This is a genomic window from Polynucleobacter sp. MWH-Svant-W18 (assembly GCF_018687495.1).
Lineage (GTDB): Bacteria > Pseudomonadota > Gammaproteobacteria > Burkholderiales > Burkholderiaceae > Polynucleobacter.
Window position 1 is genome coordinate 1642329 of record NZ_CP061293.1, and the last position, 26645, is coordinate 1668973.

The 26645-nt window shown below is 45.7% G+C and carries 24 protein-coding genes; 10 read left to right on the forward strand and 14 right to left on the reverse strand.

What is annotated here, in order from left to right; all coding sequences use genetic code 11:
* Positions 1-76 precede the first annotated feature (76 nt).
* From C2757_RS08310 to C2757_RS08330, 5 genes are read left to right on the forward strand one after another with little or no spacing between them, the layout of a single operon-like run.
* Positions 77-604, forward strand: a complete 528-nt coding sequence (locus C2757_RS08310; protein WP_215377051.1) for a glutathione peroxidase — start codon at positions 77-79, stop codon at positions 602-604.
* Complete coding sequence (locus C2757_RS08315; protein ID WP_215374275.1) at positions 601-1989, forward strand: NAD(P)/FAD-dependent oxidoreductase; 1389 nt, start codon at positions 601-603, stop codon at positions 1987-1989. Before C2757_RS08310 ends, C2757_RS08315 begins: the two co-directional genes overlap by 4 nt.
* Positions 1990-2775 (forward strand): DUF1365 domain-containing protein, encoded by a 786-nt coding sequence (locus C2757_RS08320; protein WP_215374277.1) that lies wholly within the window; start codon positions 1990-1992, stop codon positions 2773-2775.
* On the forward strand, positions 2772-4067 hold the full coding sequence (locus C2757_RS08325; protein ID WP_215374280.1) for a cyclopropane-fatty-acyl-phospholipid synthase family protein: 1296 nt from the start codon (positions 2772-2774) through the stop codon (positions 4065-4067). Before C2757_RS08320 ends, C2757_RS08325 begins: the two co-directional genes overlap by 4 nt.
* The gene (locus tag C2757_RS08330) at positions 4064-4840 is read left to right on the forward strand and encodes an SDR family oxidoreductase (RefSeq protein WP_215374283.1); all 777 of its coding nucleotides are present in this window, start codon (positions 4064-4066) and stop codon (positions 4838-4840) included. The genes C2757_RS08325 and C2757_RS08330 overlap by 4 nt, the downstream gene beginning before the upstream one ends.
* A gap of 20 nt (positions 4841-4860) precedes the next feature.
* Here C2757_RS08330 and C2757_RS08335 read toward each other — a convergent pair whose 3' ends face one another.
* Genes C2757_RS08335 through argS form a run of 3 tightly spaced genes read right to left on the reverse strand, consistent with a single transcriptional unit; the run spans position 4861 to position 7882 of the window.
* Positions 4861-5508: a thiol:disulfide interchange protein DsbA/DsbL gene (locus tag C2757_RS08335; protein ID WP_215374286.1), complete on the reverse strand. Its 648-nt coding sequence runs from the start codon at positions 5506-5508 to the stop codon at positions 4861-4863.
* The gene (locus C2757_RS08340; RefSeq protein ID WP_215374291.1) at positions 5505-6116 is read right to left on the reverse strand and encodes an SPOR domain-containing protein; all 612 of its coding nucleotides are present in this window, start codon (positions 6114-6116) and stop codon (positions 5505-5507) included. The genes C2757_RS08335 and C2757_RS08340 overlap by 4 nt, the downstream gene beginning before the upstream one ends.
* Before the next feature lie 38 nt (positions 6117-6154).
* Positions 6155-7882 carry an arginine--tRNA ligase gene (argS, locus tag C2757_RS08345; protein ID WP_215374293.1) on the reverse strand — a complete coding sequence of 576 codons (1728 nt, stop codon included), beginning with the start codon at positions 7880-7882 and terminating at the stop codon, positions 6155-6157.
* Positions 7883-7917: 35 nt separating this feature from the next.
* Between argS and C2757_RS08350 the strand changes: the two genes are divergently transcribed.
* Positions 7918-8229: a DUF1840 domain-containing protein gene (locus tag C2757_RS08350; RefSeq protein ID WP_215374295.1), complete on the forward strand. Its 312-nt coding sequence runs from the start codon at positions 7918-7920 to the stop codon at positions 8227-8229.
* Here the strand turns inward: C2757_RS08350 and metH are convergent.
* Positions 8226-10976 carry a methionine synthase gene (gene metH, locus C2757_RS08355; RefSeq protein WP_215374297.1) on the reverse strand — a complete coding sequence of 917 codons (2751 nt, stop codon included), beginning with the start codon at positions 10974-10976 and terminating at the stop codon, positions 8226-8228. The genes C2757_RS08350 and metH overlap by 4 nt on opposite strands.
* Positions 10973-12037 (reverse strand): homocysteine S-methyltransferase family protein, encoded by a 1065-nt coding sequence (locus tag C2757_RS08360; protein WP_215374299.1) that lies wholly within the window; start codon positions 12035-12037, stop codon positions 10973-10975. Before C2757_RS08360 ends, metH begins: the two co-directional genes overlap by 4 nt.
* A gap of 74 nt (positions 12038-12111) precedes the next feature.
* Between C2757_RS08360 and C2757_RS08365 the strand changes: the two genes are divergently transcribed.
* Complete coding sequence (locus C2757_RS08365; RefSeq protein ID WP_215374302.1) at positions 12112-12561, forward strand: PhaM family polyhydroxyalkanoate granule multifunctional regulatory protein; 450 nt, start codon at positions 12112-12114, stop codon at positions 12559-12561.
* Here C2757_RS08365 and C2757_RS08370 read toward each other — a convergent pair.
* A complete protein-coding gene (locus tag C2757_RS08370) occupies positions 12473-13558 on the reverse strand; it encodes an MBL fold metallo-hydrolase (protein ID WP_215374305.1) in 1086 nt (361 codons plus the stop codon). The two genes, C2757_RS08365 and C2757_RS08370, sit on opposite strands and share 89 nt — an antisense overlap.
* Before the next feature lie 47 nt (positions 13559-13605).
* On the opposite strand from C2757_RS08370, the gene C2757_RS08375 reads away from it, so the two are divergent.
* Positions 13606-13782, forward strand: coding sequence for a DUF1289 domain-containing protein (locus C2757_RS08375; RefSeq protein WP_215374308.1), 177 nt, complete (start codon positions 13606-13608; stop codon positions 13780-13782).
* Positions 13783-13796: 14 nt separating this feature from the next.
* Here the strand turns inward: C2757_RS08375 and C2757_RS08380 are convergent, their stop codons facing one another.
* Complete coding sequence (locus C2757_RS08380; RefSeq protein WP_215374311.1) at positions 13797-14780, reverse strand: MDR family oxidoreductase; 984 nt, start codon at positions 14778-14780, stop codon at positions 13797-13799.
* An 87-nt stretch (positions 14781-14867) separates the two neighbouring features.
* On the opposite strand from C2757_RS08380, the gene C2757_RS08385 reads away from it, so the two are divergent.
* Positions 14868-15164, forward strand: a complete 297-nt coding sequence (locus C2757_RS08385; RefSeq protein ID WP_215374314.1) for a hypothetical protein — start codon at positions 14868-14870, stop codon at positions 15162-15164.
* 10 nt (positions 15165-15174) lie between these two features.
* Positions 15175-15675, forward strand: coding sequence for a flavin reductase family protein (locus tag C2757_RS08390; protein WP_215374316.1), 501 nt, complete (start codon positions 15175-15177; stop codon positions 15673-15675).
* On the opposite strand, the gene C2757_RS08395 is transcribed toward C2757_RS08390, so the two are convergent.
* From C2757_RS08395 to ttcA, 7 genes are all read right to left on the reverse strand, one after another.
* Positions 15662-18697, reverse strand: a complete 3036-nt coding sequence (locus C2757_RS08395; protein WP_215377054.1) for an efflux RND transporter permease subunit — start codon at positions 18695-18697, stop codon at positions 15662-15664. The two genes, C2757_RS08390 and C2757_RS08395, sit on opposite strands and share 14 nt — an antisense overlap.
* Before the next feature lie 7 nt (positions 18698-18704).
* The gene (locus C2757_RS08400) at positions 18705-19844 is read right to left on the reverse strand and encodes an efflux RND transporter periplasmic adaptor subunit (RefSeq protein WP_215377057.1); all 1140 of its coding nucleotides are present in this window, start codon (positions 19842-19844) and stop codon (positions 18705-18707) included.
* 169 nt (positions 19845-20013) lie between these two features.
* Positions 20014-21555, reverse strand: a complete 1542-nt coding sequence (locus C2757_RS08405) for an efflux transporter outer membrane subunit (RefSeq protein ID WP_215374319.1) — start codon at positions 21553-21555, stop codon at positions 20014-20016.
* 135 nt (positions 21556-21690) lie between these two features.
* The gene (locus tag C2757_RS08410) at positions 21691-22362 is read right to left on the reverse strand and encodes a bifunctional 2-polyprenyl-6-hydroxyphenol methylase/3-demethylubiquinol 3-O-methyltransferase UbiG (RefSeq protein WP_215374322.1); all 672 of its coding nucleotides are present in this window, start codon (positions 22360-22362) and stop codon (positions 21691-21693) included.
* A 47-nt stretch (positions 22363-22409) separates the two neighbouring features.
* Positions 22410-24242, reverse strand: a complete 1833-nt coding sequence (gene glmS / locus C2757_RS08415) for a glutamine--fructose-6-phosphate transaminase (isomerizing) (protein WP_215374325.1) — start codon at positions 24240-24242, stop codon at positions 22410-22412.
* A complete protein-coding gene (gene glmU, locus C2757_RS08420; protein ID WP_215374328.1) occupies positions 24242-25732 on the reverse strand; it encodes a bifunctional UDP-N-acetylglucosamine diphosphorylase/glucosamine-1-phosphate N-acetyltransferase GlmU in 1491 nt (496 codons plus the stop codon). Before glmU ends, glmS begins: the two co-directional genes overlap by 1 nt.
* Complete coding sequence (gene ttcA / locus C2757_RS08425) at positions 25729-26637, reverse strand: tRNA 2-thiocytidine(32) synthetase TtcA (protein ID WP_215374331.1); 909 nt, start codon at positions 26635-26637, stop codon at positions 25729-25731. The genes glmU and ttcA overlap by 4 nt, the downstream gene beginning before the upstream one ends.
* Between the last annotated feature and the right edge of the window lie 8 nt (positions 26638-26645).

Sequence of the window (26645 nt, forward strand, 5' to 3'; positions counted from 1 at the left end):
GAAGGTCTCAATGCCTCGCCAGATATCATCTTACCCGCGCCATCTCATCAGCGTCTGGGTCTTTGCCCTCCTGACAATGATCTGGGGTAGCCAAACTGCCAATGCAGCCTCCAGCTGTAGCCCTCTCCTCTCCCAAACCTTTTTGCGCCTTCAAGATGAAGTACCTCAAAGCCTTTGCCAATATCAGGGCAAAGTCATTTTGGTTGTGAATACTGCTAGCTTTTGCGGCTTTACCAGCCAATATGAAGGTCTGGAGAAAATCTATGCGAAATATAAAGATCAAGGTTTTGTAGTGTTAGGCTTCCCTTCCAACGACTTCGGACAACAAGAGCCTGGCAGCAATAAAGAAATCGCTGACTTTTGCAAGAATACTTATGACGTGAAATTTCCGATGTTCGCTAAGAGCTCAGTGACTGGTAGTAATGCGAATCCATTATTCAAAATGTTGATTGCGAAAACAGGCACAACACCTAAATGGAATTTCTATAAATATTTGATTGATCGTAATGGCAAAGTAGTGGATTCGTATGGAAGTATGACTAAGCCAACGAGTGGCAGCATCACTAGCGAAATCGAAAAGCTTTTGGGAGAAAAGTCCCAGTGACCAAAAAAAGAATTGCCATTATTGGCGCTGGGATCTCTGGTCTTGGTTGTGCATATGCCTTAAGACAGCATCCTGAATTTGAAATCACCCTTTATGAGGGCGGCGATCATATTGGCGGACATAGCAATACGGTTGATTTGACTTGCGAAATCAATGGTCAGAGAGTGACACATGGTGTAGATACTGGGTTCTTGGTTTTTAATCGGAAAACTTATCCCCGCTTGGTACGTCTCTTTGAAGAGATTGATGCTCCTAAAGCGCCTTCTGAAATGTCTTTCTCGGTCTCCATCGATACATCTGAGAAGGGCCAGTCTCATCGAAATATTGAATGGGCTGGCAATGATCTCAATTCTTTCTTTGGTCAAAGATCTAACTTACTGTCTCCGTCTTTCTGGAGAATGGCATACGACATCTTGCGCTTTAACCAACTGGCGACAAAGTTGGCTCAGGCTCAAATTGAAGCAGGCCATCTTTATAAAGAGCCGGATGAATCGATTGCCAACTTTTTAGATCGCAATCGATTGAGCCAAAGCTTTAGAGAGAATTATTTTCTGCCAATGATTGGCGCTATCTGGTCTTGCTCTGTCGAGCAGATGCTGCAATTTCCCATCCAAACTATGGTGCGCTTTTGTCATAACCATGGTTTATTACAAATTCAGAATCGCCCTCAATGGCTAACCATCAAAGGTGGCTCACGAGAGTATGTGAAGCGCATTGTGGCAGCCCTCGAATCCCATCAAGTACATATCCTACGTGAGAGTGTTGTACGCGTGAATGCTTCACGAGATGGCTCCTCACAAGTGGAGGTCATTAGCCCCTCCGGGAGCGCCTGGTTCGATGAGGTAGTCATGGCATGCCATAGCGATCAAACCCTCGATCTCGTTCACGGCATAGCCCAGCAAGCCCGAAATATTCTGGCGGCCATCCCATATCAAAAAAATCGCGCCATTCTCCACACCGACGAGCACTTTCTTCCTGAAACAAAGCGCTGTTGGGCTGCCTGGAACTACACCGCCAAAGCGGGGATACACACTTCGGCAAAACAACACGTCAGCGTGAACTATTTGATTAATCGCTTACAGCCGCTGCCAGTGGAGCTCAAAGATACACAAATTATCGTGAGCTTAAATCCCTCAGCTGAGCCAAATCCAAAGTTGATTCATCAAGAAATTCATTACTCTCACCCAGTGTTTGATATGAATGCTATTCAGGCTCAAAAAGAGTTGCCGCTGATTCAAGGAACGGGATCTATCTGGTACTGCGGTGCTTGGACGGGCTTTGGCTTTCATGAGGATGGCTTACGCTCTGGCGAATTGGTTGCAGAAGCATTGATTGAGAGCACTCACTCGCCACGCCAAACCCACCCCGAGCAAGATGCACATTAAATGAGTCAGGCCAAGATTAACTTTGGGGTTGTTAAGCATCGCCGCTTTCGGCCAGCACAAAATGCCTTTGGCTATGGTGTATTCACCGTATCGATCCCGATGCGCGCTAGAAAAGACAATCTGAAGTTACTCAGCCAGCATGGACTAAAAGACAATCAATTGGGCTTATTTTCTTTTTTTGATAAAGACCATGGCACGGGCGCAGCTGATAGCCTCCAATGGATTGAGCAGATCCTTCACGATAACCAAATTCAAAATGTTGATGGGGAAATCTGGCTGCAGACATTTCCTAGGGTACTAGGCTATGTATTTAATCCTGTGAGTTTTTGGATTTGTACTCGAGCAGACGGTCAAGTTCAAGCTGTATTAGCTGAGGTTAATAATACTTTTGGCGAGCGTCACTGCTACTTATTAGCTAAGCCTAATGGTGAAGCATTGCGCTCCGGAGAAACCTTAACTAGCCAAAAAGTATTCCATGTTTCACCGTTTTGTGATGTGCGAGGTGACTACCATTTTCGTTTCCTCTTTCCTCAGGATAGCAACAGCGGAAATCATTCAGTGTGCCGGATTGAGCTCCACGAAGATGGGCTCCCGCTCATCAATACCAGCATTAGCGGAACCAGCCGTCCCTTAAGCTCATCGTCTCTTTGGCTGGCTTTTCTTCGCTACCCCTTAATGAGTCTGGGCGTGATCTTTCGCATCCATTGGCAAGCATTGAAATTATGGCTAAAAGGTGTACCCTTTCATACAAAACCCCATCCACCGGAATTCGAAGTTAGCAAATGAACCGTCCTGGACAATCTTTACTCTCGCGACTGAATTTTGTGCGACCTCAAAATCGAGCTGTAAAAACATCTCCATCTAGAGTCAGCACTGAAACACTATTACGCCTTTTGTCAAAGCTGAGTAGCGGTTATTTAAGAATGACTCTACCGGATGGCAAAGTCAGGGAGTTTGGCAACCCAAACGATGCCCTGCATGCTGAGATTCATATCTTGAACTGGGCAGTATTCAAGCAAGTGCTGTCTCATGGTGACATTGGCTTTGCTGAAAGTTATATCCGCGGTGAATGGAACACCCCGGATTTAAAAGCTATTCTGGAACTGGCAATTCGTAACCGTCAGATTCTCGAAAAAGCCATTTATGGCAGCTGGTATGGCTCACTGCTCTATCGCGTCAGACACTGGCTCAGAGATAACAGCAAGTCTGGCAGTCGTAAAAATATTCATGCCCACTATGATTTGGGCAATGCATTCTATGCGCTATGGCTTGATCCAACCATGAGTTACTCTAGCGCTTGGTTTTCGGGTGATGAACAACAATCTCTTGCCGATGCCCAGAGAGCAAAGATTAGACGTATCTTAAAATCACTCCAAATCAAACCTGGCGATCACGTCTTAGAAATTGGTTGTGGTTGGGGTGGCGTTATGGAAGAAGCCCTTCAGAACAATATTTCCATTACCGGCTTAACCCTATCTACTGAACAGCAAGCATTTGCCAAAGATCGTCTCCAAAAGATTCAGTCTGCAATGGCGCACCCGAGCACATTTGAGGTTCGACTCCAGGACTACCGAGATTGCCAAGAGCAATTTGAAGGGATCGCCTCAGTAGAAATGTTTGAGGCAGTTGGTGAAAAACATTGGCCTGAATACTTCCAGACGATAGCGAAATGCCTCAAGGCAGGTGGTAAAGCCTGTATTCAAACGATTGTGATTGCAGAAGAACTCTTTGAGCGCTATCGCCACAATACGGACTTCATTCAACAATATGTCTTTCCTGGCGGAATGCTACCCTCTCGCTCCAGCTTTAAAGAATATGCTGCTAAGGCAGGGCTTCAAATTGAATCCGAATTTGCTTTCGGAGCTGATTATGCAAAAACACTTTGCCTATGGAGAGATGCCTTTAATCAAAAATTATCTGAAATTCATCGCCTAGGTTTTGATGAGGCCTTCATTCGTCTCTGGAATTTCTACTTAATGTATTGTGCAGCTGGCTTTTCAGAGCGCAATATCGATGTCGTGCAATTCACTTTGAGCCATAAACCCCCACAAGCATCCCCTGATGCTCTGAGCATATGAAACAAAAGGGTATTTCATCCTTCTCTGGTAAACGTGTTTGGATCATTGGCGCCTCCAGCGGAATTGGCGAGGCCTGTGCAAAAGCGCTTCTTCGCGCTGGTGCAAAGATTGCTATTTCGAGTAGAAGGGCTGAGCGCCTGAATCAAATTGCTTCTCTTGGGAATGCAGAGCAAGCATTGGTTTTGCCATTAGACGTAACCAATCAGACTCAATTGGAAAATGGCTATCAATCAATCCTCAATGTTTGGGGTGGCATTGATTTATTGTTATTTGTTTCCGGCATTTACATTCCACTAAGGGCTGACGACTTTGATATCAAAGCCGCAGAGCAAACAATTGATGCAAACTTATTGGGCCCAATGCGCGCTGTAGGACTTGTACTTCCCGAAATGCTCAAAGCCCATGCCGGCCATATTGCAATTGTAGGTAGTGTTGCAGGATACAGCGGCCTTCCTAAGGCCTTGGCCTATGGCCCAAGCAAGGCGGCAATTATTAACTTCTGCGAAATCCTCTATTACGACTTACTTCCTCAAGGGGTGAGCGTTCATATGATTTCACCGGGCTTTGTAGCAACCGAGGCGACCGCTCAGAACGATTTTGAAATGCCGGCCTTAATCAGCGCTGAAGAGGCTGCCGCTGAGATCTTGTCTGGAATTCAAGCGGGGGAATTTGATATCCACTTTCCCAAGCGATTTTCTAGATTCTTAAAGTTTTTAAGAATCCTGCCATACCCCATTTACTTTTGGATTGTGCGGCGCTTTGCAAAGATTTAAGCAGTGGTGCTACGTAGTTACTACTGCTTATATTTATCTTTGCGAATTTTATCCTCAAGATAATCCATCACCAAAATAGCTTTGGCTTTGCTGCCAGCAATGGATGGGGAGGTGACATATTTGCCCTGCATCACAATTGTTGGTACGCCATCGATGCGATAAGCCTCAGTTAATTGCTTGGCTGCACGAGCCTTTGAGACGATCGCAAAGGATCGGTAAGTTGCTAAGAAAGTATTGCGATCGATACCTTGGGATGCGACCCAATCAGCAATCTCAGATTCCGTGAGTAAACGCTTATTTTCCTTATGCATCGCATACATTACTTTTTCATTTAACGCATCGCCCTTACCCATAGCCTCTAAGGCATAGAAAAATTGGCTGTGCGGCAAGAAGTCATCACGAAATGCTACTGGCACTCTACGGAAAGATACATCCTTAGGCTGACGTTTGACCCAAGCACTCAGGTCTGGCTCAAAGTCATAGCAATGTGGGCAACCATACCAAAAGAACTCGATCACCTCTACTTTGCCCTTCACCTCTAAAGGTTGAGCGTTAGGTAAGACACGGTAATCGAAACCCTCTTCAATCTTTGTACTTTGTGCGCTAACAATCCCGCTTAAGCAAAAAATAGATAGTGCGATAAAAATTCTTTTACTAAATGAAATCATGATTTACTTGATTTAATGAGGGTTGGTTTGACGCCGATGCCATTTAACTTATCACGCACTGGATTGCTTTCTTCAACGCTATTGAATGGACCAACTCTGACACGCCAAAGCGTATTTCCATCGCTGGTCACTTCACTCAATTGCGCCTGAATGCCTTGAATGGCTAAGTTTGCCTTTTGCGCATCTGCATCAGCGCGCTTTACAAAAGCCCCAGCCTGCAGGAAATAAATTGCATCTGATTTTGCTGCTGCAGGTGCCAAGGTAGGAGGAGAATCAACCGGTTTTTTTCCATTTACCAAATCACCAATAGGGTCTGAGGACGCTGCTGCAGGTGATTTTCCTTGCAAAGGTTTATTCAAATCTAATGGCGCTGCAGGTGCAGCAACTTCGCCTTCAGCTGGCGATGGAGAAGGTTTAATCGTTAACGGTAAATTTGGCGCCCGAACACCGGGTCTTTCTTGGGGGGTATTTTTATTTAAATAAAAAGTAATGCCAAAGGCTAGTGCTAGACCGGCACCTAAACCCAAAACAAAGCCCAAGATCGTGCCACCATACTGGGCATTATTTCCGCTCTTGATGAAGCCAGTTTCTTGATTCGGTTTTTTCATGATTTCCTCATCTTACCTTTTCACTTCATACGCTGCCATTACATCTTAGCTGGTGCAGATACCCCTAATACTTTTAAACCATTTTGCAAGACTTGGCGAGTTGCTGATAAAAGCGCCAAACGAGCCAACTTCAAGCTTGGATCATCGACCAAAACTCGATCCGCATTGTAGAAAGTGTGGAAATCGCCCGCAAGATCGCGCAAATAAAAAGCCAGGGCATGAGGAGCCAGCTCATGTGCCGCATCTGTCAACACTTCGGGATACTCTGCCAAACGACGCAATAAATGATCCGAAGCTTTACTTTGCAATAAAGATAAATCTGCTGAAATCAAATCATCAGTCTGACCAGCCCATTGTTGCAAGATAGAGCAAATTCGTGCATGAGCATATTGAACGTAAAACACTGGGTTCTCATCATTTTGCTGAAGAGCCAAGTCAATATCAAAGACAAATTCCGTATCTGCCTTACGGGAAATCAAGAAAAAGCGCACTGCATCACGACCGCGCTGGAGAGCTAGCTCCCGCTCTTGTGGGGTCATTTCAGGAGTAACACCACCAGACCATTCCACCAAATCTCGGACTGTGACATAAGAGCCCGCCCGCTTGGAAATTTTTACCTCTTCGCCATGACGCATCACAGTAACCATCTTGTGCAATACATACTCTGGATATGTCTTGGGAATATCCCAACCACGCTTTTGTGCAACACCCTGCAAACCAGAGCGCACACGGGCAATCGTGCCATGGTGGTCACTACCCTGTACATTGATCACTTTCTGAAAACCACGATTCCACTTACTTGCGTGATAAGCAACATCGGGGACAAAGTAAGTGAAGCTCCCATCCGATTTACGCATTACACGATCTTTATCATCGCCATCATCAGTAGTCTTTAACCACAATGCACCTTCAGCTTCGTAGGTCTTACCAATGCCCTGTAGATCACCAACGATTTGCGCAACACTACCATCGGTATACAAAGAAGATTCTAGGTAATAGCAATCAAACTTCACGCCGAAAGTTTTTAAATCAATGTCCTGCTCATTGCGTAAGTAAGCAACTGCAAATTGACGAATCGCTTCAATGTCATCTTCATATTGAGGCGAGTCCTTAAAGGCGGAAGCAATCTCCGCAATATATTCACCGTTATAAGCTTGCTCAGGCCAAGCGGTATCGCCTGGCTTTAAGCCATGCAAACGGGCTTGAACAGATAATGCTAAGTTAGCAATTTGTACGCCTGCGTCGTTGTAATAAAACTCACGATGCACTTTGACACCTTGCGTCGCCAATAAATTAGCTAAGGCATCACCCAGCGCCGCTTGCCTACCATGACCTACATGTAATGGTCCGGTTGGATTTGCTGAGACAAACTCAATCATTGCGCTTGGAGCGTTTGCGCTGCTCGCGGGATGCTCTCCAAAGTGGGCGCCCTTCTCAAGAATCTCATTGATCACTGCTGTTTTGGCGATATTACTGAAGCGGAAATTGATAAAACCAGGGCCCGCGATTTCGCATGATGCAATGAGTTGATCAAAGCCGGCTTGCTGTTGCAGACGATCTACTAAGGTCTGGGCTAAATCTCTAGGATTGAGCTTCCAGGCTTTTGATAACTGCAACGCAATATTGCAAGCGACATCGCCATGATCTACTGCCTTAGGACGCTCTAAACGGGGCGCAGATGGCTCTGCCAAGCCTCGCTCCTGAGCGATACCAGCTAGGGCACTACCGAGCATCTCAATTAAATGGTTTTTATTGGTTAACAACATAGAAGAGTGAGTTTATCAGGTGGTAAGCTATCGAAATGATCTATCAATTTCGCTCAAAAGCTGGACCGGACGTCATTATGTTGGCCGATCTGACCAAGCGAATCTTTGATATTTTGGGTCGTCCACTGGAGCCCAGGGGAATTCTGACCGTAGAGCAATTACCGAATCTCATTACCACCCTAGAAAATGCAATTCTGAAAGACCTAGAAGAACGCTCAAAAACAGAGCATGAAGAGGGTGAAGAAAAGCCCAAACTTGCTGACCGACTTGGTCAAAGGGCCTATCCTTTTTTAGAACTGATGAAGCAGGCCAAAGCCAAAGATGAGCCCGTGATGTGGGGCGTTTAATCTATCAAGCTAGCGAGTTGACGGCGTACATCCTCAACTGACTCACCACGACGCTTAGCCAAATCTTCCAACTGATCAGTTGAGATTTTCCCAACATTAAAGTAGCGTGCATCTGGATGAGCTAAATAGAAACCGCTCACACTGGAAGCTGGATTCATGGCCATTGACTCAGTCAAGGTCATGCCAATATCTTCTGACCCGATTACCCTAAGAAGATCTTGCTTAACCTCGTGCGCTGGACACGCAGGATAGCCAGGCGCAGGACGAATGCCGCGATACTCCTCGTTGATCATCTGATCATTGGTCAGAATTTCATCGGTAGCATAGCCCCACAAATCCGTTCTCACTCGATGGTGCATTAACTCGGCAAAAGCTTCAGCTAAGCGATCAGCTAAAGCCTTCAACATAATGGCGCTGTAGTCGTCATGCTTGGCTTGAAATTCAGCAACCTTCTTTTCTACGCCGTGACCTGTTGTCACTGCGAAGCATCCGAGGTAATCATTCACTCCAGAATCTTTTGGTGCGACATAATCCGCCAAGCAACGATTTGGTCTGCGAGCTCCATCCACGATGGGTCGTTCAGCCTGCTGACGCAAGTTATGCCACACAAATAGTGGCTGCTCGCGCTTTTCATCGCTGTACAAAACAATATCATCGCCCACAGTATTCGCTGGGTAGAAGGCAACCACTGCATCAGCCTGCAACCACTGACCCTTGATTAGCTTATCTAGCAAAACCAGTGCATCTTCATATACCTTGCGAGCCTCAACACCTACTACTTCATCATCCAAGATGGCCGGGAATTTACCGGCCAAATCCCAGGTCTGAAAGAAAGGTGTCCAGTCAATATATTTAGCAATGTCACTCAGTGCAAAGTTTTTGAATACACGACGACCAATAAACTTGGGCTTCTCAGGAACGTAGGCAGACCAATCAATCAACTCACGATTTTTACGAGCCGCTTCTAAAGAAATTGTTGGGGCTGCTTTCTTATTGGCATGCTGCTCGCGAATACGGACATAGTCATCACGCAAATCTTGAATAAATTTCTTGGCACTTTCATCTGAGAGCAGACTGGAAGCGACAGAAACAGATCGGGATGCATCAGGGACATATACCACTGGACCATCGTAGTGGGGGGCAATCTTCACAGCGGTATGCACCCGTGAAGTAGTTGCACCACCAATCATCAAGGGAATTTGACGTTCACGGAAATAATCATCACGCTGCATCTCTTGTGCGACATAAGTCATCTCTTCCAGGGATGGTGTGATCAAGCCAGACAATCCAACGATGTCCGCATTCTCTTCCTTAGCGCGCTTGAGAATCTCTGCGCAAGGAACCATCACACCCATATTGGCTACCTCGAAGTTATTACATTGCAGCACTACAGTCACAATATTTTTACCAATATCGTGGACATCACCTTTTACTGTAGCCATCACGATCTTGCCTTTGGCTTTGGCCTCACCACCAGCAGCAATATGCTGACGCTTTTCTTCCTCGATATAAGGAATCAGAATCGCAACAGCTTGTTTCATGACCCGAGCACTCTTGACTACTTGTGGCAAAAACATTTTTCCTGCGCCAAACAGATCACCAACCACATTCATACCATCCATGAGTGGGCCTTCAATGACCTCAATTGGTCTACCGCCAGCACCCATGATTTCAGCACGTAATTCTTCGGTATCTTCTTCAATAAAAGTAGTAATCCCATGCACTAGTGCATGAGTTAAGCGCTCGCGCACTGGTGATTCACGCCACACCAAGTTCTCTACCTGCTTAGCACCACCACCCTTAAATTGATCGGCAATCTCTAACAAACGCTCTGTTGGCGTCTTGCCCTCTTTTTCCTTAAAGCGGTTTAGGACAACATCTTCGACACGTTCACGCAACTCAAGATCTAAGTCGGCGTACACACCCAGTTGGCCGGCGTTGACGATACCCATATCCATGCCTGCTTGAATCGCGTGATATAGGAAAACAGTGTGAATTGCCTCGCGCACCCGGTCGTTGCCCCGAAATGAGAAGCTCACATTAGAAACGCCACCACTCACTTTTGCACCTGGTAGGTTTTCTTTAATCCAACGAGTAGCATTAATAAAATCTACTGCGTAGTTATCGTGCTCTTCAATGCCGGTAGCTATTGCGAAGATATTGGGATCAAAAATAATATCTTCTGCAGGAAAACCAATTTCATTTACCAAAATCTCGTAACAGCGTTGGCAGATTTCTGTTTTACGTTTAAATGTATCAGCTTGACCTGCTTCATCAAAAGCCATCACCACAGAAGCAGCGCCGTATCGACGAATCAAGCGAGCTTGTTTCCTAAAGGACTCTTCGCCCTCTTTGAGTGAAATCGAATTGACGATGGGCTTGCCCTGAATACACTTAAGGCCTGCTTCAATCACGCTCCACTTGGAGGAATCAATCATGATGGGAACGCGGGCAATGTCTGGCTCTGAAGCAATCAGATTGAGGAAGCGAATCATCGCTGCCTCGGAATCTAGCATCGCCTCATCCATATTGATATCAATGACTTGTGCACCATTCTCAACTTGCTGACGCGCTACTGCGAGAGCCTCATCAAATTGATTGTTCAGAATCATGCGTGCAAATGCTTTGGATCCCGTAACGTTAGTACGCTCACCAATATTTACGAAACCGACAGCCGAAGTAACGTTAAATGCCTCTAAGCCAGATAACTTCATCGGCGGCGGCATTTTTTTCTCCAAACTACTCATTTGGCAGCCTCTGCGTTTTCGCGATAGAAAGCACGTGGCTTACGCTTACTCACTGCATTGGCAATTGCGCGAATATGATCTGGCGTGGTACCACAACAACCACCAACCACATTCACCAAACCATCCTTAGCAAAACCATCAACTAGACTTGAAGTAATTTCAGGGGTTTCATCGAAACCGGTGTCACTCATTGGGTTAGGCAGGCCAGCATTCGGGTAGCAAGAGATTGCTGCATCACAAATCCGCGCAAGCTCTGCAATATAAGGGCGCATTAATGCAGCACCTAGGGCACAGTTCAAACCAAATGTCAGTGGTTTTATATGGCGCAAGCTATTCCAGAAGGCCTCAACAGTTTGACCAGACAAAATACGCCCGGAAGCATCGGTCACCGTTCCAGAAATCATGACCGGCAAACGCTCTCCAGTTTCTTCAAAGAATTCATCTAAGGCAAATAGCGCAGCCTTTGCATTGAGCGTATCGAAAATCGTTTCAACCAAAAATAAATCAACACCGCCAGCAAACAAACCCTCAATCTGCTCACGGTATGAAGCGCGCAGCGCCTCAAAGGTAACATTACGAGCACCAGGATCATTGACATCCGGCGAAATGCTAGCGGTCTTAGGAGTTGGGCCAATAGCGCCAGCAGCAAAACGAGGCTTGTCTTGAGTGCTGTATTTTTCACAGGCAGCTTTGGCAAGTCGAGCAGAGACTTCATTCATCTCGCGAGCTAAGCCAGCCATTTTGTAATCTTCTTGTGCAACTGAGGTTGCGCCAAACGTATTGGTTTCAATAATGTCAGCACCGGCCTCCAGGTACTGCTCATGAATTTTGCTAATGATGTGGGGCTGGGTTAGAACCAACAACTCATTGCTACCTTTGATATCACCAGGGTGATCAGCAAAACGCGTATTTCCTGGCAATCCACGGTAGTCAGACTCAGTCAATTTGTACTGTTGAATCATGGTACCCATTGCACCATCCAAAATCAGGATGCGCTGCTTTAACAGCTCGGGAAGTGCCTGACCGCGGGTGTAGGGCTGGGAAATACCATTAAATTGCATTGATTAACCGGGATAAATCTCTAGAATCCCTTATTCTATTGGAAAAGCCACTTTTTATTTAACTCGGAGCCACTATGTTTGGAACCATTCCAGAATTTAATCAAAGCCTTGAAATGTTTAAAACCATGTGGGGTCAAGGAACAGCAGCACAGGCTGGTCAATTTCCCTTCACCACAGACGCCTCTAAGGGCGCTGGTGGGTTTGGCTCTGCCTTCCCAGGCCTTGATGTTGAAGAACTTGAAAAGCGTATCAAGGACCTTAAAAGCGTTGAAAACTGGCTTAATCTGAACCTCAATATCCTCAAATCCACGATCCAGGGCCTTGAAGTGCAACATGCCACGATGATGGCCTTGAAGTCCTTTGGCGATGCTGTCTCAGCAGCTGGTGCAGCAGCCACTGGCTCTAACGAAGAATCTGTAACAAAGAGTAGCGCAACTAAACCACGGAAAACCGCAACACGCCGTCGTCGCAAAGCAGGCGACGCAACTTACCTCGACGAAGTAGGTAATTCAGATGAGCAATAGCCTCGCCCATCGCAAAAGTAAGCTGATGAATATCTAACTCACGCTTAAATAAAACCGGCACTATCTCTCGAGCAGTGGCCGGTTTTTTACATGCCCCCAAGGTATCCGCTAGGCGCTCATCATGATGTGCTTTTAGTTGGGCAATACGTGGCTTCATTCCAGTAAATGGCTTGCCATGGGATGGCAGAACCAAAGTATCTTCAGGCAGCGGTAAATAACGATCGAGTGAATCTAAATACAAGCCTAAAGGATCGCCATCAGGCTCGGCATCATAGACGCTGACATTCGTTGAAATGCGCGGCAAGAGCATATCCCCAGATATCAATACCCCTAAGGACTCACAATACAGCGAGGCATGCTCTGGGGCATGACCATATCCCATGATGACTCGCCATTGCCTACCGCCAATCAGGATAATATCGCCATCCAAAATACGGCGATATTGACGTGGTACGCCTGGCACCATGTTGCTGTAGTAATTGAAACGCGCCCGAATTTTTTCTAAATCTTCTGGGCTTATTAAACCGTGTTTCTGAAAATGATCTGCAGAGCCACCGCCGCCGGCACGTGCACCAATTGCGGCGCCACCCTCTTTGCAGCTTAACCATTGCGCCGTCAAGTAGTCTGTCATCGAAATCCATAGGGGCGCATTCCACTTCTCACAAAGCCATTGCGACAATCCAACATGGTCTGGGTGCATGTGGGTAACGATGACACGCAATACCGGTAAGCCTTCTAACTGAGTTGCAAAAATCTTTTCCCACGAAGCTCTAGTCTCATCATTGGCAATACCGCAATCGACAATCGTCCAACCAGCTACACCATCAATTTCATCGCGTAAAAGCCACAGATTAATGTGGTCTAAAGCAAATGGCAGTTTCATTCTGAGCCAGCGAACACCGGGCGCAAGTTCAATCGTGCTGCCTAGATCCGGAAGAGCCTCACCTAATGGATAATGAATAGCACTTTCGGGTCTTGCCTGATTTTGAGTATTCATGGTGTCGATGTATTTTCTTTTGTAGTGTTATTGCTTTTAGGCTTATTTTGACAACAGTCCCATCACCTTGCATCAACTGGTGCGATATCAATCCTGAAAACGGTTATTGCCGCGGTTGTTATCGCACCTTGAGTGAAATTGCAGATTGGTCAGATTTTTCTAATGCCGAGAAACTTGAGGTTTGGTCAAAACTTAAAAAACGTAAACCTCAAGCCACAGAATAAATCCCAGTATCGGCTTACTTATTTACATCCACAATTAAGCGACCACGCACATTACCCGCCATTAACTCTTGTGCATACTTTAATGATTCTTCTAGAGTAATTTCGTAAGAGATTTCATCTAAGGTTTTTAGATCAACTAACTTACTTAATTGCTCATATGCGGCAATTCGTTTTGCACGTGGAACAGTTACGCTATTGACGCCATACAAAGTCACGCCGCGCAAAATAAATGGGGCAACAGTTGATGGGAAATCCATGCCCTGGGCAAGCCCGCAAGCGGCGACCGCGCCATCACTCTTGGTTTGGGCGCAGGCGTTGGCTAGTGTGTGACTACCAACACTATCCACTACTGCTGCCCAACGCTCCTTAGCCAAAGGCTTGCCTGGAGCAGATAAAGATGCGCGGTCAATGACTTCAGCGGCACCTAATTTCTTTAAATAATCTGCCTCAGCCATTCGGCCAGTACTAGCAACTACCTTGAAACCTAACTTACTCAATAAAGTAATGGCGAAGCTACCAACCCCTCCGGCAGCACCCGTTACCAATACCTCTCCATCGCTTGGCTTGAGACCATGTTTTTGCAAGGCCATGACACAAAGCATGGCGGTGTAACCAGCAGTGCCAATTGCCAAAGCTTGCTTTGCTGTAAATCCTTTAGGCAATGGAATCAACCACTCCGCCTTGACTCGGGCTTGTTGAGCTAAACCACCCCAGTGACCTTCGCCAACACCCCAACCATTTAAAAGCACCAGATCGCCAGCCTTGAATTCTGGACTAGAGCTCTCAATCACTTCCCCTGCAAAATCAATGCCCGGCACCATTGGAAAGCTTCTCACAACAGGGCCTTTGCCAGTAATAGCCAAGCCATCTTTATAGTTAAGGGTCGAATAGAGCACCTTTACTCGAACATCCCCTTCTGGCAGGCTAGCCTCATCTGCCTGCCCCAACTCGGCACGATAGCCTTGATCATCTTTATTCACTAATATTGCTTTAAACATGTCTCATCCTTTTATAACGGGGCATTTTCCCGCAGTCGTCACCCAATAGGTTTATCCTAACGAGCATTGCTAATTATGGAGGTTTCCATGAAAAAAATTCTACTATTAACTGCAGCTTCTAGCTTAATGCTCTCCGCTTGCTATTCCACTGAAATTAATATGTCTATGGGCAATATGCGCCTGATTACCTCCAGCGCAAGCCCCCAGGACGTTATGGACTTCGCCACTAAAACCTGTCGCAATGACTTTTATGAGGGCGCCAGCTTCTTATCGAAAGCTGGCAAGGAATATCGCTTTAAATGCGTTAGAGCAGAAGAAAATGAAGTGTTGATTCCAATTCCAGGAACAACGATCAACCCTGAAACCAAAACCGAAGCAAAGTAAGCTAAGCCTAATGACCCCGTTTACCTCGCAAGATTTGCGCAAGGGATTTGCATCGTTTGCTACTGGGGTCACTGTCATCACCTGCCTTGATGAGAGCGCTGGTCATCACGGCATCACCATTAGCTCATTCAATACGGTTTCTCTCGAACCCCCACTCATTTTGTGGAGTCTTAAAAAGCACTCTCGTTTAATGCCTTGGGTTGAGGTAGGCAAAAAGCATCTCATCCATGTACTAGAACGCTCTCAAGAGCAATTAGCAATGCACTTTGCTACCGTAAAACAAGACCAATTTCTAAGTGTTGAACATCGTTTAGCGGCAAGTGGGTTAACCCAAATTGAGCATTGCGTGGCCTACTATGAATGTGAGACAGTTTCTGTACACACTGGCGGTGACCACAACATTATTGTTGCCAAAGTGATTAGCTTAAAAAATCATCCAGAAAGAGAACCGCTGATATTTGCACGCAGCAAATTTGTCGGCCTAGATTTTTCTGAAATCAATCCTGCTTAAACTTCTTGGCGTGGTGATCTGCGCCAATGAAGAGGTACATTGCTGGCACTACAAATAGAGTGAAGAGCGTACCAATTGATAGGCCAGTGAAAATCACAATGCCCATTGATTTACGGCCAGCAGCCCCGGCACCAGAGGCAATCACTAGCGGTAAAACGCCAAGCACCATCGCTGCAGTCGTCATCAAGATTGGCCTTAAGCGCACACTACTCGCCTCCACAATAGCGTCCAATTTGCTCCGCCCTGCGGCTTGCAATTCATTGGCAAATTCCACAATCAAAATACCGTGCTTACTAATTAAGCCCATGAGGGTTACCAAGCCAACCTGGGTATATACGTTCAAGGTGGTAAATCCCAAATTAATAAAGATCAATGCGCCAAATAGCGCTAGCGGCACAGAAACCAAAATCACAATAGGGTCACGGAAACTTTCAAATTGCGCAGCAAGTACTAAAAAGACAATCAGGATCGCAAAGAACATGGTGACTAAAAAGCCGCCAGACTCGGCCATAAATTGGCGCGAAGGCCCTGCGTAATCCATACTGTAGCCATTGGGTGCAACCTCTTTCAAGGTTTGGCGCATGTACTCTAATAAATCTGCCTGAGAGATGAAAGGGGTACTCACCCCAGAAATCGTGGCGGAATTTAATTGCTGAAAATGGTTGATAGATTGGGGAACAACGCGCTGCTTAATACTAGCAATCGTGCGCGCCTGAATCATCGCACCACTAGGAGTACGAATATAGTAGTCAAGGATTTGATCTGGATTTAGACGATCTACCTGCTTCACTTGTGGAATGACTTTATAAGAGCGGCCAGCGACTGAGAAGTAATTTACATAACCGCCGCCTAAAGCTGCAGACAGTGCAGAGCCAACTTCTTGCTGGGTCATCCCTAAGGCAGCCACCTTCTCTCGGTCAATGACCAATATATCTTGTGGCTTGTCGATCTTCAAATCAGAATCTACAAAGAAAAAGTTTCCAGAGCGGCGGGCTTTATCCAAGACCGCCTGAGACACCTCATTCAGTTGCTCATAAGATTCGGTAGTGTTGATCACCACCTGGACGGGTAAGCCCTGAGCACCAGGTAATGCGGGGAACTGGAAGGCTGCAACGCGGGCACCTGCAATCGTGTTCCACTTCTGCTGCATATCTTCCTGGAACTTGGTTGCATTACGATTGCGCTCACCCCAATCTTTAAGGAGTACTCCACCGAAACTACTGGTTGGACTTGTAATTTGAAACATCTGCTCGTATTCAGGCTCAGCACTGGAGATTTGATAAATCTGATCAGCGTATGTCTGCATTTGATTCACCGTACTATTAGGTGGCCCTGATGCTTGCATTAATACAATACCCTGATCTTCTGTTGGTGCTAATTCACCCCATGCTGTCGCATATAAATAAGCAACGCCTCCTAGAAGAATGACACCCATCACAATAATGACCTGCCAGGTACTTAATAAATCTCGTAGAGTAGATTGATAACTGTGGTGCACCTTATCAAAGACTCGATCAATCTTTTGCACGAATGGAGAGGCCTCCTGCTCTTCCGTAAATATGCGTGAGCACATCATCGGTGAAAGTGTTAAGGCAATCAATCCAGAAACTGCAACAGCGCTTGCCAAGGTAAACGCAAATTCAGTAAAGAGTGCGCCCGTTAAACCACCTTGGAAGCCAATTGGAATATAGACCGCAATCAATACCACGGTCATTGCCAAAATTGGTCCGCCCAATTCACGAGCTGCAATTAATGAGGCTTCTAGAGGAGACTTACCCTCCTTCATATGCCGATCAACGTTCTCTACAACGATGATGGCGTCATCAACTACCAATCCAATCGCCAACACCAAAGCTAGCAAGGTTAATAAATTAATGGAATAGCCTAAGACCTGCATGAGGAAGAAAGTGCCAATCAAAGATAGCGGCATCGCAATTACCGGAACAGCAACTGCGCGCACACTACCCAAGAAAAGATAGATCACAACCGTCACAATGAAGAGGGCCTCAAGCAATGTAGAGACAACCTCATCTATTGAGCTTGTGATGAACTTCGTAGAGTCATACACAATCTTGCCAGTCATACCAATCGGCAATTGCTTTTGAATTCCAGGCACTACATCACGGACTCGCTGAGCAACATCAAGCAAATTGGCCTGGGGTGCCACCTTAATGGCAATAAATACCGATCTTTTACCGCTGAAGGCCACATTAGTGTTGTAATCCTCTGACCCCAAAGTCACCGTGGCTACCTGATCGAGATAGACGATATTGACGCCATCTTTTTTCACCACCAACTTGCGAAACTCTTCCAGAGTATGTAGGTCTGTTCCAGCCACCAAATCAACGGCAACCATGTCCCCCTTAGTGCTGCCAACGGCTGAGAGATAGTTATTGGCAGCCATGGCGCTATACACATCATCAGCGCCGACTCCCAGACCCGCCATCTTTTCGCGATCTAACCAAGCACGTAAGGCAAATTTTCTGCCACCAGTAATTTCAGCATTTTGCACACCCTCAACTGAATCTAACTTGGGCTTTACAACACGTAATAGATAATCAGTAATGGCGTTATTTGCTATCTCATCGCTATAAAAACCCATATACATTGCCGCAGTTGATTGACCAACCTGCACTGTCAATACGGGTTGCTGAGCTTGTGGTGGGAGCTGATTCTTCACTGCGCTAATTTGCGTCTGAATCTGCGTTAATGCAGCATTCGAGTCATAGTTCAACTTCAAAGTAGCAACGATTGTGGATACGCCACTGACGCTTGAAGAAGATAAGTAATCAATTCCCTGTGCTTGCGCAATAGAGGCTTCAAGCGGCTGCGTAATAAAGCCTGCGATCGTTTCTGGATCGGCACCATAGTACGCAGTAGTGATGGTGACAATCGCATTTTGTGTTTGCGGGTATTGATTAACCGGCAAAGATCCAATCGCCTTTAAACCAAATACCAGCACGAGCGCACTCACCACCAGTGACAGCACTGGCTTGCGAATGAATGTATCAGTCCAATTTATCAACTACTTATTCCTGCGGCTTAGGGTCAGGTGAATTTGCTGGTTGCACCTTGTTATTAATAATCAATGGTGTACCGTTCTTTAACTTTAGCTGGCCACTAGTAACGACTGTAGCGCCTTCATCAAGGCCTTTTAGAATTGCCACTTGATCACCGCGGGTTGATCCAGTGGTAACAAATACCTGTTGTGCCTCTAGGGAAGGATTACCTTGCTTATCTTTCTTTCCAGTTGGCTTAGCAATAAATACCGTTGAGCCATACGGGTTATACGTGACAGCAGTTTGCGGCAAAGTCAACAACTTGACCTGATCACCAAGCTTAATATTTACATTGGCAAACATGCCGGGAAGAATCTTCTTATCAGGATTGGCAATTTGTGCCTCAACTTGAATATTTCGTGTGTTGGTATCAACTTTCGGACTCACCGCAGTGATTTTTCCAGTAAAGCTAGCATCTTTAAAAGCATCAGTTGTCACAACAACCTCTTGGCCAACTTGTATTTGCTCTGCATTGTTCTGAGGCAAGTTGAAATCTACAAAAATAGGATCCAACGTTTGCAAGGTGAGAAGCTTATCGCCTGGGTTGACGTACTGACCAGGATTAATCGAGACAATACCGACGCGGCCACTAAAGGGGGCTTTCAGATTTTTCTTTGCTACTAAAGCTATCTGCGACTCAACCTGGGCTTGCTTTGATTTTGCATCAGCAGCGCTGGTATCAAAAACGTTTTTGCTAATTGCTTGGATAGCTAACTGCCGTCTATCACGCTCATTAATGACTTTAGCCAAATCAGCCATAGCCTTTAGTGATTTCAACTGCGCGACGTCTGAAGCATCATTTAACTTAATGAGTAATTCGCCTTCTGTGACATCTTGGCCAGATTTAATCGGCACTGTGAGCACCAGACCGCCAATTTCGGTACTTAACTCCACGCCCCGAAAAGCGCGAACATTACCAACGCTCGTTAATTTCGGTTGCCACTCTGTATTGGAGACCGCCATCGTTGAGACGGTTGCTGGTGGCAGACCCATACCGGAGATGAAATGCTTAATCATGAAAGTCTTGAACTGATTAAAAGCAAAAATCAATCCTAGGAGTAAAAAGACACCACACAACATAATGGTCATACGACGCTGCAATGGCTCCATAGCCATCAACTTGGCATAAGCTTTGGTACCCCGCCATTTTTGACCCATGCGCGCATAGAAGGCTTTGGCTTTTTCCCAGAGAGCGATTACCCTCTCGCGCAACTTCCACTCAATCGCCTTGCGCTGGACCCAGGCCCATAAAGCAAGCACCAAAGCAATAACTTTGCTTTTAATTGTTTCCGGAAGTTTCATTTTGATCTTTATTCGCTATGTCTTTTGGTTTAAATGCAGGACCGCTACGATTCCACCAGCCGCCCCCTAATGCTGCAAAAAGCGCTGCCGTATCAGAAAAGCGCGTTGCTTGAGCTGATACAGATTTCACTTTTGCTTGCTGATACTGATTTTGGTAATACAAAACGGCTAAGTAACTTGCCGTACCTAATTTGTATTGCTGTTGAACAAGCTCCAAAGTTTCGTAAGCATAACGCTCGGCATCAGATGCGGCTTTGAGTGCTTGCGCACCGGTTTCAAGCGCACGTAGAGCGTTGGCAACTTCTTGAAACGCATTTAAGACAGTGGCTTGATATTGAAAAGCCGCTTGCTCGTAGGCAGCAATGGCACCACGTCGCTGGGCCAGTAATTGCCCGCCTTGAAATAGTGGCTGCAAAATTCCACCACCCAATGACCACAATGATGAATTCGGACCAAATAAATTATTAGAGGTGAGTGAAGCAGATCCAATTGAGCCGGTGATGTTGAACTGCGGTAATAAATTGGCAGTTGCCACCCCAACAAATGCATTTTGAGCCTTCAGTTGGGCTTCTGCAGCCCGCACATCAGGGCGCTGACGCACTAGGTTTGATGGGACTGAGAGAGGCAATTTTTCAGGCAATTGCAAATTTGCAAGATCGAACTTTGCAATATTTGCATTGCTGGGTAGTTCACCAACGAGCACAGCCAATTGATTGCGAGCAAAGGCTAAATTACGTTCGTAGGTAAATAAATCTACTTGTGAGTTTGAAACCAATGTCCTTTGGGAGGTGACATCAACTTTAGACACCGTGCCAATCAGCAATTGTTTTTCAGTGACTTCTGCAAGATTGGTTTGCGCTTTCAGAATTTCTTCCGTTGCTTGCATTTGCGCACGCAGTGCTGCTTCTTTTACCGCACTGGTGACCACATTGGCAGTTAAAGAAAGATAAGCGCCCTCAAGCTGAAACTGGGCAACTTCTGCTTGTGCTTTAGCACCTTCTACAGCGCGGCGAGCCCCTCCAAACACATCTAACTTATAGGTAACGTTTACTGAGGCGTTATAGAGGTTATAAGTATCAGAGCCATAGGGTAGGCCATAAATTGCTGAAGGTTGAAGTTGACGAGTGGCCCCGCCACTTGCGCTCACCGCTGGAAAATATTGCCCGCCAATTTGAGCGTTTACATTTTCTTGTGCAACCCGTAAAGCAGCATCGGCTGCGCCTAAGGTTGGACTTTGTTCCAATGCCTTTTTAATCAGCGCATCTAACTCTGGTGATTTGTAAAGCTCCCACCATTGGGCCTCAATATCTGCACCCTCAATAAATTCTTGGGAGCTGCCCCCAGGAACGCCAGGCGCTGTAGTTAACTTTTGGGATAAGGTAGTTTCGGTATACGAAGAAGTTTTAGGCGATTCAGGTTGCTTAAAGTCTGGTCCTACAGCGCAAGCAGAGAGCGCCCCAGCACAAATCAGGGGAAGCAACTTTAAGCAGAAGGATTGGGAAACTTTTGGTAGAAACATGTGTTGCAACAAATATCCTCTTTTATAAGGCTTATTTGAACACAATTTAAAAATCAAATCTTATAAAGCTATGATTTTATTAGTGAAATTAGTACAACTCTGTCCATTTTATTTTATGCAGAAAACAAAATTGTCTTACTGCTTGGGAATGGCTCTAATTACATACTGCATCGGTAAAGCATCCGATGCTGAAACTTGTGGATCGGCACCAGCAGCTTTTGCCATTAACTCAATTATTGGCAAAAATAAATCTCTATTTTTTTCTTCGTATATCAATGGTCTACCATTCTCTATTTGGAACCCTGTTTGATCAAACATTTCAATTAAAGTCTGGCGCGTGAACCAGCGAAGATGAGTTTTATCTAATAGCCCCATATCTTCATAACGGAAATCCCCAATGCTGAGCTTAGCCTGCAAGCTCCAGTGCTGAGCATTAGGGATGCATGCTACAACACATCCAGAATGTGGAATTACCTTTCTAATACGTTGAAGAATCGCCCAAGGATCCCTGAAGTGTTCGAGTACATCCCCAAAAATCCAACAATCTCGATCGGATTGTTCAGTCCAAAAATCCTCAGTAGCAGCCTCAAGGTTAAGGACTATGGATCTATCACAATATCTTTTAGCAAGATCTGCATATCCTGCATCTATTTCAACACCCAAGTAATCACAATCAGGAGATAAAGTTTTAAATTCTCGAGCTAACGCACCCGAACTACATCCAATCTCGATTATTTTTTTGGAATTAGTAGGGATAAATTCTAAAAGTGCTGGATTATGCACATCATGCGCAGGGGTCTGGTCCACTTTTTAATCCTTTTTATATTGGTTGCTAATAGCAATCTTCAAAAATATTACTCAACTGTGACACTCTTTGCTAGGTTTCTGGGCTTATCCACATCAGTACCACGCGCACAAGCTGTGTGATAGGCCAGCAACTGAAGTGGCACTGCATGCAAAATAGGGGATAGATTGCCATAGTGCTCAGGTAGGCGGATGACATGAATGCCTTCACTATTCACGATCTCAGAATCTTGGTCCGCAAAAACATAGAGCTTGCCACCACGCGCTTTCACTTCTTGCATGTTGGATTTAAGCTTTTCTAAGAGCGTGTCATGAGGTGCAACGGTAACAACTGGCATCTTGTCTGTCACTAAGGCTAATGGCCCATGTTTTAACTCACCAGCTGGATAGGCCTCCGCATGAATATAAGAGATTTCTTTTAACTTCAGTGCGCCCTCAAGCGCAATCGGGTAATGCAAGCCACGACCTAAGAAAAGCGCATTTTCACACTTAGCAAACACCTCACTCCAGGCAATGATTTGTGGCTCTAAGGCTAATACAGCATGAAGGGCTTTAGGGAGATGGCGCAACTCTCTGAGAAGCTCTTTTTCCTTCTCGGAAGAGATTCTCCCTGCTCGCTTCGCCAACGATACAGCCAGAAGGTATAAAGCGAGAAGTTGGGTAGTAAATGCTTTAGTAGAAGCAACACCGATTTCAGTGCCAGCTTTGGTCAAGAAATGCCATGCAGTTTCACGCACCATTGCGCTGCTAGCTACGTTGCAAATTGCCAATGTATAAGGGTGCCCAAGCGCTTTAGCATGACGTAAAGCTGCCAAAGTATCTGCTGTCTCACCAGATTGAGAAACCACCACAATCAATGTCTTTGGATTAGGAACGGTTGTTCTGTAGCGATACTCGCTAGCAATCTCAACTTGTGTTGGAATGCCCGCAATATCTTCTAACCAATATTTAGCAACACATGCAGAGTAGTAACTTGTGCCACACGCCAGAATCAGAATTTGATCAAATGCTTTCCAGTCATCAGGATTGGCATGAAAGAGTTCAGGCCCAAAGCTAGCAATATTGGCTAATGTATCGCCAATTGCTCTAGGTTGTTCAAAAATCTCTTTTTGCATGTAGTGCTGATAAGGTCCAAGATCAACAGAATCAGCCTGCGCTGGCATGGGTTTACGCTCTCTTTGAACAGCATTTCCATGTTGATCAATGATGTCCACACTCTCAGCCTTCAGAATAGCAACATCACCTTCTTCCAAATACATCATGGAGCTAGCGCGCCCAGCTAAAGCTAGCGCATCTGAAGCAAGAAAGTTTTCATGATCACCCAGCGCTACGACCAAAGGCGAGCCAACGCGAGCACCGACAAGCATACTTGGATTGTCTTGAGCAATGACGCCAATTGCATACGCACCATGAAGCTTAGGCAAGACTGCCCTGACTGACTGAGCAATATCTTTTTGACCGCTAGCTACATATTGCTGATGAATTAAATGGGCAATCACTTCTGTATCAGTCTCTGAAGTAAATGTGTAACCAGCCGCTTTTAATTCTGAGCGTAGCGTTTCATAATTTTCAATAATGCCGTTGTGCACTACTGCCACAAGACTGCCAGATATATGCGGGTGGGCATTTTGCGTATCGGGCTTACCATGCGTTGCCCAACGAGTATGGGCAATACCAATAGTCCCTACGAACTCTTTACCCTGCTCCGCCAATTCTGAAACACGAGCGGTAGTTCGAGCTCTTTCAATCGGATGCTTAGGGTCTTCACTATTAATCAACGCAAATCCACAGGAGTCATACCCGCGATATTCAAGGCGACGTAGACCCTCTATCAAAACATCAACGATATTGTGGTGAGATGCTGCGCCAACAATGCCGCACATTATTTTTTACCTTTTACAGTTTTTTTAACAACTGCTTTCTTGACGAGTACTTTTTTAGCAACCGCTTTTTTCGCCACAGGCTTCTTGACTTGCTTTACAGGGCGCTGCCATTGCAAAGAAACTTGCCGAGCTCTGGATACTGTCAACTGATTGGCAGGTGCATCTTTAGTTAAGGTGGTTCCTGCGCCTAGTGTGGCTCCACGGCCTACACGAACTGGTGCAACCAATTGGGTATCAGAACCAATAAAAACATCATCTTCAATAATGGTCTGATGTTTATTGACACCATCATAGTTACAAGTAATTGTGCCAGCTCCGATATTGACTCTGGAACCGACAATGGAATCGCCAACATAGGCTAAATGATTTGCCTTACTGTTTGCTGCGATCTTGCTGTTCTTCACTTCTACGAAGTTACCAATATGAACATCGTTAGCCAGATCTGCTCCTGGGCGTAAACGTGCATAAGGGCCAATAATGGATTGGTTACCAACTTTGGCACCGTCAATATGGCTATAGGCATTTACGATAACATCTTTACCAAGTACGCTATTACGAATCACGCAGTAGGGCCCAATTTTTGTACCAGCTGCCAAAGAGACGTCGCCCTCAAAGATGCAGCCCACATCAATAAAAACATCTGTGCCACATTCCAAGGTGCCACGTACATCAATACGTGCAGGATCAGAAAGGGATACACCGGCAGCCATTAACTGAGTAGCAATATGCAATTGATGAGCTCGCTCTAAAGCGGCCAATTGATCGCGGCTGTTTACTCCAACAGTTTCAAACTCATGAGTGGCTTGTGTTGTACGAATTGGCACACCATCTTTAACCGCCATCGCAATCACATCCGTTAAGTAGTACTCACCTTGCGCATTGCTAGCACGCAATGCTTTAAGCCACCTCTTTAATGCATTGGTAGGCAGCACCATAATGCCGGTATTAATTTCTTGAATACTTTTTTGTGCAGATGTAGCATCTTTCTCTTCAACGATTGCTGCAACAGAACCATCGGTATCGCGCACAATGCGGCCGTAGCCAGTAGGGTTTGCAAGATGCTGTGTCAGCAAAGCCAAAGCAGCATCTTGACCACGGACACCATCGGCTAATTTAAGCAACTTGCTCAGAGTATCTTTACCAGTCAGCGGCACATCGCCATACAGAACTAAAGTGGGCTCTTGGACATCAAGTTTTGATAGTGCCTGTAATAGTGCATGTCCAGTTCCCTTCTGCTCAGCTTGAAGTGCAGTAGTCACTTTGGCAAATCTGGAATCTTCTTTGCTCAGATTGAGCAGAAAGTCTTTAACGTCAACAGCACCATGTCCAACGACAACGATGGGTCCTGTTTTAGACTGCTTGCCCTGTAAAGATAATGCGGTGTCGAGGACATACTGAAGCAGGGGCTTACCTGCCAGAGTTTGCAGAACCTTGGGCAAGGCGGATTTCATCCGCTTTCCTTGCCCAGCAGCCAATATGACGATATTCATAAAGGGGGATTATAAGTCCCCTGTATGAGGGTTCCACAAGCCAATTCATCCAATTCAGCCTCATCAATCGCCTTATCTCCAGATGACCTAGCGGCAATTCCGGATAGCTCTGTGGAAATCTCTAAATTTTGGAAGTCAAACGCTTCGCCATCCATTAAATGGGAGGGCACGATGTGATGCATGGAGCGAAAGAGATTTTCAACCCGCCCAGGATGCTTCTTTTCCCAGTCGCGAAGCATTTCTTTCATCACCTGGCGTTGAAGATTGGGCTGACTGCCGCATAAATCACATGGAATGATGGGGAAATTCATATCGACCGCATAGCGCTCTAATAGCTTCTCAGGCACATAAGCTAATGGACGAATCACAATATGCTTGCCATCATCTGAACGTAACTTCGGGGGCATGCCTTTTAACTTGCCTGCATAAAACATATTGAGCATCAATGTTTCTAGGATATCGTCACGATGGTGACCTAAAGCAATCTTAGTTGCACCCAATTCATCGGCAACACGATACAAAATGCCCCGACGTAAACGCGAACATAATCCACAAGTTGTTTTACCCTCAGGGATCACGCGCTTCACAATACTGTAGGTATCTTGCTCTTCAATATGAAATTGTACGCCTAAGCCCTTTAAATAATTTGGCAAAGTTTCTGCTGGAAAGTTTGGCTGTTTTTGATCTAGATTTACCGCAACAATTTCGAAGTTAATCGGTGCTCGCTCACGCAACTTCATCAAGATATCGAGCAGGGCGTAACTATCCTTGCCGCCAGATACACACACCATTACCTTATCGCCATCTTCAATCATGCCAAAGTCACCAATAGCCTGACCTACCAAGCGACAGAGTTTTTTCTCTAGCTTGTTTTCTTCAAAGACAACTTTACGAATATCGCCCATTGCTACTC